This is a genomic window from Streptomyces sp. TOM-9 (assembly GCF_056858595.1).
The window spans coordinates 8,067,374-8,082,235 of the sequence record NZ_JBXEQB010000001.1 but is presented as its reverse complement, the minus strand read 5'-3'; the positions used below and the strand labels follow the sequence as shown (position 1 = coordinate 8,082,235).

Annotated in this window: 10 protein-coding genes; 5 read left to right on the top strand and 5 right to left on the bottom strand. The window is 74.0% G+C overall.

The genetic code is table 11. From position 1 onward, the window contains the following. The first annotated feature begins 37 nt into the window (after nt 1–37). The 3 genes from AC1VWI_RS37175 to AC1VWI_RS37165 all read left to right on the top strand — a co-directional run bounded on the left by AC1VWI_RS37175 (nt 38) and on the right by AC1VWI_RS37165 (nt 4,790). The gene (locus AC1VWI_RS37175) at nt 38–1,555 is read left to right on the top strand and encodes an alpha/beta hydrolase (protein WP_499515424.1); all 1,518 of its coding nucleotides are present in this window, start codon (nt 38–40) and stop codon (nt 1,553–1,555) included. A 15-nt stretch (nt 1,556–1,570) separates the two neighbouring features. Continuing rightward, complete coding sequence (locus AC1VWI_RS37170) at nt 1,571–3,157, top strand: alpha/beta hydrolase (protein ID WP_499515423.1); 1,587 nt, start codon at nt 1,571–1,573, stop codon at nt 3,155–3,157. A 70-nt stretch (nt 3,158–3,227) separates the two neighbouring features. Beyond that, the gene (locus tag AC1VWI_RS37165) at nt 3,228–4,790 is read left to right on the top strand and encodes an alpha/beta hydrolase (protein WP_499515422.1); all 1,563 of its coding nucleotides are present in this window, start codon (nt 3,228–3,230) and stop codon (nt 4,788–4,790) included. 75 nt (nt 4,791–4,865) lie between these two features. Here the strand turns inward: AC1VWI_RS37165 and AC1VWI_RS37160 are convergent, their stop codons facing one another. Beyond that, on the bottom strand, nt 4,866–7,265 hold the full coding sequence (locus tag AC1VWI_RS37160; RefSeq protein WP_499515421.1) for a Tex family protein: 2,400 nt from the start codon (nt 7,263–7,265) through the stop codon (nt 4,866–4,868). A 75-nt stretch (nt 7,266–7,340) separates the two neighbouring features. Continuing rightward, nucleotides 7,341–7,883, bottom strand: a complete 543-nt coding sequence (locus tag AC1VWI_RS37155; RefSeq protein WP_499515420.1) for a GNAT family N-acetyltransferase — start codon at nt 7,881–7,883, stop codon at nt 7,341–7,343. Between the two features lie 69 nt (nt 7,884–7,952). Between AC1VWI_RS37155 and AC1VWI_RS37150 the strand changes: the two genes are divergently transcribed. Beyond that, on the top strand, nt 7,953–8,822 hold the full coding sequence (locus AC1VWI_RS37150) for a DUF6528 family protein (protein WP_499515419.1): 870 nt from the start codon (nt 7,953–7,955) through the stop codon (nt 8,820–8,822). Nucleotides 8,823–9,048: 226 nt separating this feature from the next. After that, nucleotides 9,049–10,053: an aldo/keto reductase family protein gene (locus AC1VWI_RS37145; protein ID WP_499515418.1), complete on the top strand. Its 1,005-nt coding sequence runs from the start codon at nt 9,049–9,051 to the stop codon at nt 10,051–10,053. Nucleotides 10,054–10,123: 70 nt separating this feature from the next. Here AC1VWI_RS37145 and AC1VWI_RS37140 read toward each other — a convergent pair whose 3' ends face one another. The 3 genes from AC1VWI_RS37140 to AC1VWI_RS37130 form a co-directional block, all read right to left on the bottom strand. Further along, on the bottom strand, nt 10,124–12,082 hold the full coding sequence (locus AC1VWI_RS37140) for a primary-amine oxidase (protein WP_499515417.1): 1,959 nt from the start codon (nt 12,080–12,082) through the stop codon (nt 10,124–10,126). 104 nt (nt 12,083–12,186) lie between these two features. Next, on the bottom strand, nt 12,187–13,734 hold the full coding sequence (locus tag AC1VWI_RS37135) for an APC family permease (RefSeq protein ID WP_499517003.1): 1,548 nt from the start codon (nt 13,732–13,734) through the stop codon (nt 12,187–12,189). 57 nt (nt 13,735–13,791) lie between these two features. Next, the gene (locus AC1VWI_RS37130; RefSeq protein ID WP_499515416.1) at nt 13,792–14,757 is read right to left on the bottom strand and encodes a hypothetical protein; all 966 of its coding nucleotides are present in this window, start codon (nt 14,755–14,757) and stop codon (nt 13,792–13,794) included. Nucleotides 14,758–14,862: the final 105 nt, after the last annotated feature.

Genomic DNA, 14,862 nt, shown 5'->3' with positions numbered 1-14,862 from the left:
GCCCCGCGATCCGCGCGGCGCACAGAAAGGCGTGGCCATGAACGCACCCCGACGCAGGCTCCACGGCTTCATCGCCGTGCTCGGCAGCTGCGGGCTGCTGCTCACCGCGTGCGCGGCGGGCGACCTCCGGCAGACGCCGGCCTGGGCACCCGCCGGGGGCGCCGCCACCGCCGCACCGGCGGACCTGGCCCGCTACTACGGGCAGAAACCGGGCTGGAAGGCCTGCGCCGCGGTGCCGTCCTTCCAGTGCGCCACCATCACGGTGCCGCTGGACTACGACCACCCCGAGGGGGGCGACATCACCCTGGCCGCCATACGCCAGAGGGCCACCGGGAACGGCGCCGCACGCGTCGGCTCGCTGCAGATGAACCCCGGCGGACCGGGCTCGTCCGCGATCGCCTACCTGCTCGGCAACGTGGACTCCTTCTCCCCCGCGGTGCGCGCCGCGTACGACCTGGTGGCGGTCGATCCGCGCGGTGTCGGCGCCAGCACCCTGGTGGACTGCGCCGCGGACACCCCCGTGGCCGCCGCGGACCCCGGCGCGCGCAGGGCGGACATCGACGCCTCGGCCGCGGGCTACGCGGAGCTCGCGGCCGAGTGCGGCCGGCACGCGGGGCGGTTGCTGCCGCACGTGGGCACCGTGGACGCCGCCCGCGACATGGACGTCGTACGTGCCGTGCTGGGCGACGAGCGGCTCCACTACCTGGGCTTCTCCTACGGCACCTACCTGGGCGCCACCTACGCCGAGCGCTTCCCCTCCCGCGTCGGCCGCATGGTCCTCGACGGCGCCGTCGACCCCGCCCTCGACGGGTACGACTTCACCATCGGCCAGGCCCGGGGCTACGAGGTCGCCTGGAAGTCCTTCGCCGCGGAGTGTGCCACCCGGCCCGACTGTCCCGTGGGCCGCTCGGTCCAGGAGGCCGGCCGCATCCTCGACACCCTGGTGGCCACGCTGAACCGCACCCCCCTGCGGCAGGGCAAGGACATCACCGTCTCGGGGGACTCCCTCCTCAGCGCGGTCGTCCTCGGTCTGCGGGCCCCCGCCTGGGAGGCGTTGCGCGCCGCGCTGGAGGGGGTGCGGGCCGGTGACACCACGGCCATACAGGCACTCCTCGGCGTGGACGAGGAAACCGATCCGGGCGACCAGTCGTACTACGCGGTGTCGTGCCTGAGCTCCACCCTGGGCACGTGGTCGACCGTCGCGCAGGCGAAGGCGGCGCTGCCCGAATTCCGCCGCGAAGCACCGCAGTTCGCCGAGTACTACGCCGGGACCCTGCCGATGTGCACCCATTGGCCCGTCCGCCCTGACCAGCCGGCGCGGCCGATCACCGCGGCCGGCGCCGCACCGATCCTGGTCGTGGGCACCCTCCGCGACCCGGCCACCCCGTACCCGTGGGCACAGGCGCTCGCCCGGGAGCTCTCCTCCGGGCGGCTCCTCACCTGGGACGGCGACGGGCACACCGCCTACCACCAGGGCAGCACCTGCGTCGAGAGCGCCGTCGACAGCTACCTGACGAAAGGTCAGCTCCCGCTCGCCGGCACGGTCTGCGTCTGACGGGCGGTGGCCGCCGTGCAGGCCACACGTCCCCCGTCCGGCCGGGGCAGGCGCATCGCGGGCGGGCTGCTGAGCGCCTGCCTGGTGCTGACCGCCTGTTCGCCCCAGCGCCCGCACCGGACGGCGGGCGCGAAGCGGTCCGCGTCCGCGTCCGCGGCGGCCCCGGCCACTCCGGTCGCCTCGGCAGCGTCGGCGGCGGCGTCGGCGGCGTCGGCGGCCTCGGCAACGGCCTCGGCCGCGCCGCCCGACGTGTCCCGCTACTACCGGCAGAGGCTCGACTGGCAGCCCTGCCGGGAAGGGGCGTCGTTCCAGTGCACCACGGTGGCGGTGCCCCTGGACTACGCCCACCCGCAGGCAGGCGACATCCGGCTGGCGGTCGTCCGCCACAGGGCCACCGGTCCGCGCGCGGCCCGCATCGGCTCGCTGCTGCTCAACCCCGGCGGGCCCGGCGTGTCGGCGGTCGACGATGTGCTGTCCTTCGCCGACGGCTTCTCCCCCGCGATGCGCGCCGCATACGACCTGGTCGGCGTCGACCCCCGGGGCGTGGGCCGCAGCGCCCCGGTCGACTGCGGGACGGGCCCGTCGGTCCCCGAGGCCGGGGCCGAGGGCCCCGAGCCGGGCCTCGCTCTGGTCGCCGAGGCGTGCGCACGTCGCGCGGGCCGGCTCCTGCCCCATGTCGGCACCCCCGACGCCGCACGGGACATGGACATCGTACGGGCCCTGCTCGGCGACGACCGGCTGGGCTTCCTCGGCTACTCCTACGGCAGTTACCTGGGGGCCACCTATGCGGAGCTCTTCCCCTCCCGCGTCGGCCGCATGGTCCTCGACGGCGCCATCGACCCGGACATGGGCGCCTACCGCGCCACCCTCGGCATGGCACGCGGTTACCAGGTGGCCTGGGAGGCCTTCGCCGCCGACTGCGTCACCCGCCCCGGTTGCCCGGTCGGCCACTCGGCCGAGGAGGCGGGCCGCATCCTGGACGGCCTGGTCGCGGGACTCGACGAGGCCTCCGGAAGTGGGGACGGCCACGGCGTCTCCCCCACCGGCGACGATCTGCTCACCGCGGTCACCTCGGCACTCGCGGCTCCGGCCTGGGGCGGGCTGCGCAACCTGCTCCGCGAGGTGGCGGCGGGCGACGCCACCACCTGGCGACCGCTGCCCGGCACGGAGGACGACGGAGGGCCGGGTGAGCAGTCCCTCGCCGCGATCAACTGCCTGAGCTCCGCGCTGGGACCGCGGTCGACCGCAGCGCAGACGCTCGCAGCCGTGCCCGAGTTCCGCCGCGCGGCCCCCCAGTTCGGCGCGTACTACGCCGGGTTCCTCCCCATGTGCGCCCACTGGCCGACGCGGCCCACGCAGGTCCCGCACCGGATCAGCGCCCGCGGCGCCCCGCCGATCCTCGTCGTCGGCACCACCCGCGACCCCGCCACCCCCTACGACCAGGCCCGGGCACTGGCCGCCCAGCTCTCCTCCGGGCGGCTGCTCACCTGGGACGGCGACGGACACACCGCCTACCAGCAGGGCAGCGCCTGCGTCGACACGGCCGTCGACGGCTACTTCCTGCACGGCCGTCTCCCACCCGACGGCACCGTCTGCGGCTGACGGGCACCAGGACGCCAAGACACCAGGGCACCAGGGCACCAGGGCACCAGGGCACCAGAAAGGCTGAGCGATGGACGCTGTCCGGCACACCGGCCACGTACGCGGGAGGGGACGACGCCGCACCGTCGCGGTGCTGGGCGCGTGCGCCCTCCTGGCGACCGCGTGTTCCTCCCTCCGCGGCGGGGCGTCACCCGTGACCCGCCTGGCGCCGGCCGGCTCCGTGCACACCGAGGCCGTGCCGCCGCGACTGACCCGCTACTACGCGCAGCGGCTCGCCTGGAGACCGTGCGAGGACAAGCCGTCCTTCCAGTGCACGACCCTCAAGGCGCCGCTGGACTACGAACACCCCGAAGCGGGCGACATCACCCTGGCCGCCACCCGCCTGACGTCCACGGGGAGCAGGGCGCAGCGCATCGGTTCGCTGCTGTACAACCCCGGCGGGCCCGGTGACTCCGCCATCGGCGGCCTGCAGGACCTCGCCGAAGATTTCCCGCCCCCGGTACGCGCCGCCTACGACCTGGTCGCCGTCGACCCGCGTGGCGTCGGCGCCAGCACCCCGGTGGACTGCGGCACCGAGGTTGCGGCGGACCTCACCGGGGCCCGCCCGCTCACCGCCGGCAAGCCGGACTTCGAGGCCCTGGACGAGGCCCGCGAGGAGACCGCCGACGCGTGCCGGCGGCACGCCGGGTGGCTGCTGCCGCACATCGGCACCCCGGACGTGGCCCGCGACATGGACCTGATGCGCGCCCTCGTCGGGGACGACCGCCTGCACTTCTTCGGCTTCTCCTACGGCACCTACCTGGGCACCCTCTACGCCGGTCTCTTCCCCTCCCGCGTCGGCCGCATGGTCCTCGACGGCGCCGTGGACCCCACGATCGACGGCTACCACCGCTTCCTGGATCCCGCACACGGCTACCAGGTGGCCTGGGAGGCCTTCGCCGCCGACTGCGCACGCCGCCCCGACTGCCCGGTCGGCCACTCCGTCGAGGAGGCGGGCCGCGTCCTGGACGCCCTGGTAGCCCGCCTCGACCGGAGCCCGCGGCAGGAGGGCAAGGACGTCAGCGTCACGGGGGACGACCTGCTCGTCACCGTCGTGTCGGGGCTCAAGCAGCCCGCGTGGGAGGAACTGCGCCTGGCCCTGGGCGAGGTGGTGTCCGCCGCCGGTGGCACCGCCGCGCTCCAAAGGCTCTCCGCCCCGGAGGAGGAGGCCGTCGCCGACGTGGGGTTCACGGCCGTCAGCTGTCTGAGCGCGGCGCTCGGGCCCGTGTTCACCCCGGCGCAGGCCGAGGCGCTGCTCCCCGCGTTCCTCCGTGCCTCGCCCCAGTTCGGGGCGTACTACACCGGGCTGCTCAGCACCTGCGCCCACTGGCCCGTCGGCCCGGCCCGGCCCGCGCGCGCCGTCACGGTCCCTCCCACGGCGCCGATCCTGGTCGTCGGCACCCTGCGCGACCCGGCCACCCCGTACGCCTGGGCGCGGGCACTCACCCGGCAGCTCCCCTCGGCCCGGCTGCTGACCTGGGACGGCGACGGGCACACCGCCTACCTGCAGCCCGGAAGCGCGTGCGTCGACGCCGCGGTCGACCGCTACCTGCTGAGCGGCGCGCTCCCGCCGGCGGGGACGGTCTGCCCCTGAGAACACGCCGAGGCGCGCTCCCCCGGTCCGTCGGGGAGAGCGCGCCTCAGGGCCTCAGGGGCTCAGGCGGTGGGATCAGCCGCGGCGGCCGTTGTTGCCTCCGCCGAGGCCCTTGTCGAGCCCGGCACGGCGCAGGGCGTCGGCCATCGCGCCGCCGGGGGCCGGGCGGTCGCGGTCGCGGTCGCCGCCGCGGGACTGGCGGGGCGGGTTGCCGCCGCGGCGGTCGGGCCGGTCGGGGCGGTCGGGGCGGCCGCCGCGCTCGGGGCGTCCACCGCCGGCGTTGCCCTTGGGCGCGCTCGCCTCGTCCTCCAGACGGAGGGTGAGGGAGATGCGCTTGCGGGGGATGTCGACGTCGAGCACCTTGACGCGGACGATGTCGCCGGGCTTGACCACCTCGCGCGGGTCGCTGACGAAGTTCCTGGACATCGCCGAGACGTGCACGAGCCCGTCCTGGTGGACGCCGACGTCCACGAAGGCGCCGAAGGCCGCGACATTGGTGACGACGCCCTCCAGGAGCATGCCGGGCCTGAGGTCCTTGAGTTCCTCGACGCCCTCCTTGAAGGCGGCGGTCTTGAAGGCGGGCCGCGGGTCGCGTCCGGGCTTCTCCAGTTCGGAGAGGATGTCGGTGACCGTCGGCAGACCGAAGGTGTCGTCGACGAACTCCCGTGGCGCCAGCCCGCGCAGCACCGTGGTGTTGCCGATGAGCGCCCTGATGTCGGTGCCCGCCGCCGTGCTCATGCGGCGTACGACGGGGTAGGACTCGGGGTGCACGCTGGAGGCGTCCAGGGGGTCGTCGCCGTCGGGGATCCGCAGGAACCCGGCGCACTGCTCGTACGCCTTGGGGCCGAGCCGGGCCACGTCCTTCAGGGCGGTGCGCCGGCGGAACGGGCCGTTGGCGTCGCGGTGGGCGACGATGTTCGCGGCCAGGCCCTCGGTGATGCCGGAGACGCGGCGCAGCAGCGGCACGGAGGCGGTGTTGACGTCGACGCCGACGCCGTTCACGCAGTCCTCGACGACCGCGTCGAGGGAGCGCGAGAGCTTCACCTCGGACAGGTCGTGCTGGTACTGGCCGACGCCGATCGACTTGGGGTCGATCTTGACGAGTTCGGCGAGCGGGTCCTGGAGGCGGCGGGCGATGGAGACGGCGCCGCGCAGCGACACGTCGAGCTCGGGGAGCTCGGCGGAGGCGTAGGCGGAGGCGGAGTAGACCGAGGCGCCCGCCTCGGACACCACGGCCTTGGTGAGCTTCAGTTCCGGGTGCCGCTTGATGAGGTCCGCGGCGAGCTTGTCGGTCTCGCGGGAGGCGGTTCCGTTGCCGATGGCGACCAGGTCGACCTTGTGGGCGGCGGCGATCCGGGCGAGCGTCGCGATGGAGGCGTCCCACTGGTTGCGCGGCACGTGCGGGTAGATCGTGTCGGTGGCGACGACCTTGCCCGTCGCGTCGACCACGGCCACCTTGACGCCGGTGCGGAAGCCCGGGTCCAGGCCCATGGTGGCGCGCGTGCCGGCGGGGGCGGCGAGCAGCAGGTCGCGCAGGTTGGCGGCGAAGACCCGGACCGCCTCGTCCTCGGCGTCCTGGCGCAGCTGGACGCGCAGGTCGAGGCCGAGCCGGACGAGGAAGCGGGTGCGCCAGGCCCAGCGGACGCTGTCGGCGAGCCACTTGTCGGCGGGGCGGCCGCGGTCGGCGACGCCGAAGTGGTGGGCGATCGTGCGCTCGAAGCTGGAGGGGCCCTCCGCGACCGGCTCCTCGGGCTCCATGGTGAGGTCGAGGACCTCCTCCTTCTCGCCGCGCAGCATGGCGAGCACACGGTGCGAGGGGAGCTTGGTGAACGGCTCGGCGAAGTCGAAGTAGTCGGCGAACTTCGCGCCCGCCTCCTCCTTGCCCTCGCGCACCTTGGCGACGAGCCGGCCCCGCTCCCACATCCGGGTGCGCAGCCCACCGACGAGGTCGGCGTCCTCGGACCACCGCTCGGTGAGGATCGCGCGGGCGCCCTCCAGCGCCGCCGCGGCGTCGGCGACGCCCTTGTCGGCGTCGACGAACCCGGCGGCCTCGGCCTGCGGTTCCAGGGACGGGTCGCCGAGGAGGCGGTCGGCGAGCGGCTCCAGGCCGGCCTCGCGGGCGATCTGCGCCTTGGTGCGCCGCTTGGGCTTGTAGGGCAGGTAGATGTCCTCGAGGCGGGCCTTGGAGTCCGCGGCGAGGATCTGCGCCTTCAGGGCGTCGTCGAGCTTGCCCTGGGACTCGATGGACTCCAGGATGGCGGCCCGCCGCTCGTCCAGTTCGCGCAGGTAGCGCAGGCGCTCCTCCAGCGTCCGCAGCTGGGCGTCGTCGAGGCCGTCCGTCGCCTCCTTGCGGTACCGGGCCACGAACGGCACGGTCGCGCCGCCGTCGAGCAGCTCGACCGCCGATCTGACCTGACCTTCCCGTACGCCGAGTTCCTCGGCGATCCTGCGCTCGACCGAGACCGTTGTCGTCACGATGTGCGACCTGCTTTCTGGCTGGACTACCGGTGCATTATTGCGGAGCCCGGCCGCCCGGCCGCGAGCCTGGGCCTATGCCGCGCCGGAGTCCGGGCCCAGACGCTTCTCGAACCAGTGGTCGGCGTAGCGTTCGCCGTTGTAGTCGGGGACCTCGTGGTAGCCCAGTTTCGCGTACAGGGCCCGTGCCTCGACCAGGTCGGCCCGGGTGTCGAGGCGGATCACGGCGGCGCCCAGTCGTTCGCGGGCCACGTGTTCGGCGGCGGTGACCAGCAGTGCGGCGCCGCCGGTGCGGCGGGCGCCGGGGACGACCCACACGCGGCGCAGCTCGGCGACGCCGGGGGCCAGGAGGCGGACGCCCGCGCAGCCGGCCGGCTCGCCGCCGCGGCGGCCGACGAGGAAGTGCCCGTGGGGGCCGGCGAGGTCGTCACTGGTGTGCTCGGTGAGCAGGTCGTCGATCTCCCGCGGGGTCATCGGCCTGCCGTAGTAGCGGCTGACGATGTCGTCGTAGTACCGCCACAGCAGCTCCCTCGACACGGGGTCGTCAACGGCGAGCGGGGCGATCTCCCATACGGGCGAAGCGTGGACGTTCGGTCGCGGTACGGTCACGCGGCCCATCGTGGCAGCACCCGGCGTCGCTATCCTCCGAATATTCGTTGGCACGTCAACGACATACGGGGGCACGACATGACGCGGCACGCCGCGCGGAAGAGCCATCCCATCGCCACCGCCGACCAGTCCTGCAACGGCGTCCTGGTCTTCGACCCCGACGCACCGGACTGGTCGCGGCCCGGGGCCGTGACCTGGCACTGGAGCGCGCCGGGCGGGGCCGGCACGAGCTGGCAGCACCTGTCGGACGTGCGGCTGCGCAGGACGCAGGCGTACGGGCGGGTCGTGCTCGTGGCCGCGTCCGGCGGCCGGGCGGCGATGGTGCGCGAGGACACCGGGGCCATCGTGTGGCAGACGGTGACCCCGGCCGACAGCCCGCACGCCATCGAGCGCATCCCGGGCGGGGTGATCGTCGTGGCCTCCGGGGCGCCCGGCCGGCTGCGGCTGTACGCGGACACGGAGCAGACCGCGCCGTTCCGCACCGTGCCGCTGCCGAGGGCGCGGGGTGTGCTGTACGACCCGGAGCACGGGGCGCTGTGGGCGATCGGCGCCGAGCGGCTGGTGCGCTACGCGGTGTCGGGCCGGGGCACGGCGACGACGCTGACGGAGCACAGCGCCGTGGGCTTCGAGGGCGAGGGCCGTGATCTGCAGCCGGTGTACGGCGACCCGGGGTCGCTGTGGTTCACCGACACCTACGGGGTGTACCGGCTGGACGTCGCGTCCCGCAGGTACCGGCAGGTGGACGGGGAGAGCGGGGTGAGCGCCTACACCAACCAGCCGACGGGGACGCGCATCCGGGCCAGGTCGCAGGCGACCGGGCCCCGTGGCCGGGGCGGGGGCGGGCCGACGGTCGAGTTCCTCGACGCCGACGGGACCCCCGCGTACGCACGGACCCGCCCCGGCGCCGCCTTCGCCACGGTGCGCCTGTGGACCCCGGACTTCCGCTGAGGCCCGTCGCGGCCGGGGCACCCGGCGACCGGGGGACCGGCCGGCGCGGGCCACCGGGGGACCGGCCACCGCGCCGGTGGGGAGGCATGTAATGATCAGATGTATTTGCCCCTGCCATCTTTCCTGCGGCCGACGCCCGACCGGGCGCCGCGCCCCCGGCGGGCCCCGGTGCGCCAGCACCCGGCCGGCCGGCACCCACGGACACGCCAACGGAGGCTTCGCTCCCATGGAATACCGCCATCTCGGCCGTAGCGGCCTGGTCATCAGCGAGATCGCGTACGGCAACTGGCTCACCCACGGCTCGCAGGTGGAGGCGGACGCCGCCACGGCGTGCGTGCGCGCGGCGCTGGAGGTCGGCATCACCAGCTTCGACACCGCCGACGTCTACGCGGGGACGCGCGCCGAGTCCGTCCTCGGCGAGGCGCTGAAGGGCGAGCGCCGCGAGGGCATCGAGATCTTCACCAAGGTGTACTGGCCGACCGGGCCGGGCCGCAACGACCGCGGGCTGTCGCGCAAGCACATCATGGAGTCGATCGCCGGCTCGCTGCGCCGCCTGCAGACCGACTACGTGGACCTCTACCAGGCGCACCGCTACGACGTGGACACCCCGCTCGAGGAGACGATGGAGGCGTTCGCCGACGTCGTGCACTCGGGCAAGGCCCTGTACATCGGCGTCTCGGAGTGGCCGGCGGAGCAGATCCGGCGCGCCCACGCGATGGCGCGGGAACTGCACGTCCCGCTGGTGTCGAACCAGCCGCAGTACAACGCCCTGTGGCGGGTCATCGAGGGCGAGGTCGTCCCGACCTGCGAGGAACTGGGCATGGGCCAGGTGGTCTTCTCGCCGATCGCGCAGGGTGTGCTGACCGGCAAGTACCGGCGGGGGCAGGAGCCCCCGGCGGGCTCGCGGGCCACCGACGACAAGGGCGGCGCGGGCATGATCTCGCGGTGGATGAGCGACGAGGTGCTCGACGCCGTCCAGCGGCTCCAGCCGCTCGCCGCCGAGGCCGGCCTGTCGCTGGCCCAGCTCGCGGTGGCGTGGGTGCTGCAGAACTCCAATGTCTCGGCGGCCATCGTCGGCGCGTCCCGTCCCGAGCAGGTTGCGGAGAACGCCAAGGCGGCGGGCGTCGTCCTGGAGAAGGGCCTGATGGCGCGGATCGAGGAGATCCTTGAGCCGGTCGCGGTCACCGACCCCAAGCGGGTCCACGACAACGTCCCTGCGCACCGCCCCTGAGCCGGCGTGCCCCGGCCCCGCGGTCCGTGCGGACCGCGGGGCCGGGGCACTGCTCGGGAGCCGCGCCGCGTTAGGCGGTGTGGCAGTGGCCCTCGCCGCGCGGGGTCTCCTTGGGGAGGTCGAGCGCGGGGTTGCGGTCGAAGAAGCCGGTGGGCTTGAGGGTGAACCCGCTGTGGTCGACGGGCATGACCGGCCACTCCTCCAGCCGCGGGAGGTGGGTGGGCCCGAAGGTGTGCCAGACGGTCAGCTCGGTGTCCTCCAGCGACTCGCCCGCCGCGGTCCAGCGGGGCAGTCCGGCGCCGCCCGCGTTCTGGTTGGGGTAGTCGCCCGCGGGGAAGCGCCGCTCGGGACGGTAACGGGTGACCCACACGTGCTTGGTGCCGTAGGCCATGCGCCGGGCGACCGCCGAGTCGGGCTGGGCGAGGACGACCGGGCCGGGCTGCGGCACGAGCGTGTACGCCACGGGCTTGCCCATGCGGTTGAGGGAGCCGGGGTTGGTGATCCGCCAGCGGCGGCCCGCCAGCGGGTCGGCGAGGCGGCCGCCCTCGGCGCTGTCGGCGACGGGGGTCACCCGGGTGGTGAAGACGTTGCCGTTGGGGTTGTCCGGCCCGCTCGGGACGGGGACGACGTCCACCTCCTCCACGGTGTTGGCGTGGCCGTCGACGGCGGCGTCCAGCCGTACGCAGAACAGGTGCTGGTGGAACGGGGCGAGCAGGCCGGGCGCGACCTCCGTGCCGACCGCGTCGGCGGTGCCGGGCTCGACGGCGGAGGTCTGCACGATGCCGGTGGACTTGGCCTCGAAGCCGATCGTGCCGTCCTGGTGGAAGTACCAGTAGAAGCCGTAGTCGTAGTTGCCGACGGTGGCGATGTAGGAGACGACGAGGCGGCGGGCGCGACGGCTGTCGGCGGCCATGTCGTTGAAGATGTCGGTGTGCTTCCACAGGAGGCCGTAGTCCTCCTCGTGGATGCAGATGGCGTTGGGCAGCGTCTCGGGGTTGCCGAGGTCGTCGGAGAGGACGGCGTCGAGGTAGGTGATCTCGCCGAGGCAGTCGCAGCCGAGCTTCAGGGCGTTGGCGTTGCGGCCGAGGGAGTACTCGCCCGCGTCGAGGAAGGCGACCCAGTTGCGGTCGTCGCCGGGTTCGGCGTAGGCGACGGCCATCTCGGCGAGCGAGGCGCGGTGCAGGACCGGGCGGACGCGGTCGCCGTCCTCGTAGCCGATCTGGTGCAGGACCAGGCCCTCGCGGCCGTTGAAGTCGATGCGGAAGCGCCACTTCTGCCAGGTCATCAGCCGGCCGCTGAGGGTGAAGGACGGCCCTTCGGGCTGGGTGATCTCCAGCGGGCGCAGGTCGGTGCGGGCCGGGCCGTTGAACTCGGCCTCGTAGCGGCCGCATTCGGACGGGATCGGCACGGCGCCGGTGTCGATCAGGCGGACGACCTTCCGCTCGATGACGTCGACGTCGGCGACGAGCCCGGCCACCGGGTGCGCCCAGGGGCTGTCGGAGGCGTTGCAGCGGAGCCAGGTCAGGGAGCGCATGAGGCGGGCGCCGGGCCGGTCCTCGAAGCGCAGCGGTCCCGCTCCGAGGGGGGCGGCGACGGCGAGGTCGAGGTCGGTGACGCCGCGTTCGGCCATGGCCTTGCGCCAGCCCGGGTCGGCCTTGACGACCTGCTCGACGATCTCGTACTCCTCGAAGGTGACCGGGGGCTGGCCCTCCTCGGCGGTGTCGAGCGCGCGGTGGGCGACGACGACGCCCGCCGTGACGTCGACCAGTGCCTCGGCGGCGGCGCCGGTGGCCGAGTCCAGCAGGGTCACGCGCAGCCGGCGCACCACGGGGTCGCCGTCGCGGTGGGCGTCGGCGGCGTGCCGGTCGGGCTCGTCGAGCAGGACGAGGGGGAAGCGGGTCGTGTCGGTGACCCGGCCGTCCTCCGCGAGGATGCGGCGGGCGGCGGATATCTCGTCGGCGGTCAGCGGGTCGAGGGGGTGGGGCGCGGCGGGCGCGGCGTCGGCGTCGGTGTGGCAGCAGGAGGACATCGGGGCAACCCTCTTGTCGGCGTTGGTCGTTGCGCTGTCGGGCGCTACGGACATGGAACCGGCCCGCCGCTCCCCCGGCCAGGGGTGCGACGGGCCGGTCGGGGTCAGGAGGCGCTGGTCTCCGCGTCGGTGGCGGGCACGGCCTCGCGCGCCTGCTCGATCCGGAACGCCTCGTTGCCGAGGCCGATGCGGGCGTGCACCTCGGGACGGGTGGCCCGCAGGACCGCGCCGTACACCAGGCCGCCGACGACGGTGACGCCGATGATGGCGGGCAGGGTCCAGGAGACGGCGGAGCCGTCGCCGGCGACCAGGACGTCGAAGTCCTTGACGGCGTAGACGGCGATGACGACCAGCGCGATGCCCGCGAGGGCGGAGGCGACGATCCGCGGTGCCTGGGTGCGCAGCGCGCCGCGCCGGACGAAGTAGCCGATGACGGCGAAGGACGCGGTCGCCAGCAGCACGATCACGCCCAGGGCGCCGACGTTGCCGAACCAGGTGAAGAGCTTCAGCACCGGCGCGGTGGGGTCGTGGTCCGCCGCGGCGCTGCCGTCGGTGACGGCGAAGGCGACCACGAAGCCGAGGGACACCAGGGTCTGCAGCAGCGAGCCGAAGGCGGGGGCGCCGCTGTTGGGGTTGGTACGGCCGAAGGCCTGGGGCAGCAGGCCCTCGCGGCCCATGGCGAAGGCGTAGCGGGCGACGACGTTGTGGAAGCTGAGCAGGCAGGCGAACATGCCGGTCACGTACAGCACGTGCAGGACGTCGGTGAAGGCGGCGCCGATGATCGACTCGCTGAGGCCGAAGAGCAGTCCCGGTCCCTGCTTCTGCGACACCTCCACGATCTGCGACGGGCCGGCCGCGATGCTCAGCGCCCAGGAGCTGATGGCGAAGAAGACGGCGACGAAGGTGACGGCGAGGAAGGTCACCCGGGCGACCACGACCTGCGGGCGACTGGTCTCCTCGGCGTAGACGGGCGACTGCTCGAAGCCGACGAAGCTGGCGATGCAGAAGCACAGGGCGGTGCCCAGGCCCGCGCCGCTGAGCGTGCTCGGGTCGAAGGCGTGCAGCGACAGGCCCTCCTTGGCGGGGCTGCCGATGGCGGCGACGTCGAAGATGACGACGAGGGCGATCTCGATCAGCAGCAGGACGCCGAGCACCTTGGCGTTGACGTCGATCTTGAGCCAGCCGAGCGCACCGACCGCGAGGACGCCGAGTACGGCCGGGATCCACCAGGCGATCGTGGTGTCGAGGTAGGTCTGGAAGAGCCCGGAGATCTCGAAGCCGAAGAGGCCGAAGACCGCGAACTGCATCGCGCTGTACGACACGAGGGCGACGAGCGACGCGGCGGCGCCCGCGGTGCCGCCGAGCCCGCGGGCGATGTAGGCGTAGAAGGCGCCCGCGTTGTGGACGTGGCGGCTCATCTCGGCGTAGCCGACGCTGAAGAGGAGGAGTACCACGCCGAGGATCACGAACAGCAGCGGCTGCCCGACGATGCCCATGACGCCGTACGTGGTGGGCATGACGCCCGCGACCACCATCAGCGGCGCACTGGCGGCGACCACGGAGAGGAGCAGGCCGGACATGCCGAGGCGGTCGGCCCGCAGGGCTCTCTCCTCGCCTTTGAACGTGCTGATCCCGCTGTTGCCCGTCAGCATGGCGGTTCCTTCCTGGGAGGGGTTGGGGTGGTGCTGGTGCGTCATGCGGTGCGGGCCCTACGGGGAGCCGGGGCCGAGCACGGCCTCCCGCGCGGCGCGGAAGGCCTTCTTGGGGTCGCGGTCCGGGTAGGCCCACGGGGTGCGGGTGGCGTGCGCGCCGATCCGGTTGAACAGGGCCGCCGCCTCGGCGTTGCGGCCCTGCAGGAACTGCGCGTGGACGAGGAAGTTGAGGTCGAGGTGGAGGCGCGGGTGGTCGTGCCCGGCACCGTCCCACTCCAGCCACCAGTCGAAGCCCCGCTTGAGTGCCTGCCGGGCCCGCCAGCCGTCCCAGTGCCCGGAGGCCGCGGGATCGGCGGGCAGGGTCCCGGCGGTGGCGAGGACCCGGTACAGCTCGGCGTGGGCGACGACCGGGAGGACGGCCAGCGGTGAGCCGGCGGGCGCCTCGCCCGCGGCCCAGTCGGCGAATTCGTACACCTCGTGGAAGGGCCCGCCGTCGGAGGCGGCCTGCGGGCGTTCGGCGAGGCAGGCGGCCATCAGATGGTGACCGTGGTGATGGCCGCGATGGCGGCCCCGGACCTGGTCGAAGGCGCGCATCTGCTCGTCGTCGGTGCCGGTGTGACGGGCCAGGATCAGCAGGCAGAGCCACGGCGTGGGGTCGGCCGGGGTGAGCGCGGCGGCGGCGAGGCAGGTCTCGCGGGCCCGTTCGGGCTTCTCCTTGCCGGCGACGGCGCGGAACACCGTGGCGCAGGCCAGCAGCGCGGCCGCGTCGGTGCTGCCGGGTTCGGCGAGCTGCCACTCGCGGGCCCAGGTGGCACTGGCGCCGCCCTCGCCGAGGACGACCAGGCGGTGGCCGCGCCGGTCCCAGTCGTCGCCGGTCTCGGCGAGCAGGCTGCGGGCGGTGGTCCAGCGTCCCTGGGCGAGCGCAGCGCGGGCGTCGGCCAGTGGCTCGTCGTCCAGGGCAGGGTCGAACCGCAGGTCGTCCCGGGAGCGGGAGAAACCGAACGGGGGTGGAGGAGGAGTCATCCTCGGGGTGCCTCCACGGCGCGCACGTGATGTCCGGCCCGGGGCGGGGCATCCCGTTCGGCGTCCGGTGATCGCTTGATCACACAAAGCCAACCGGTATGAGCA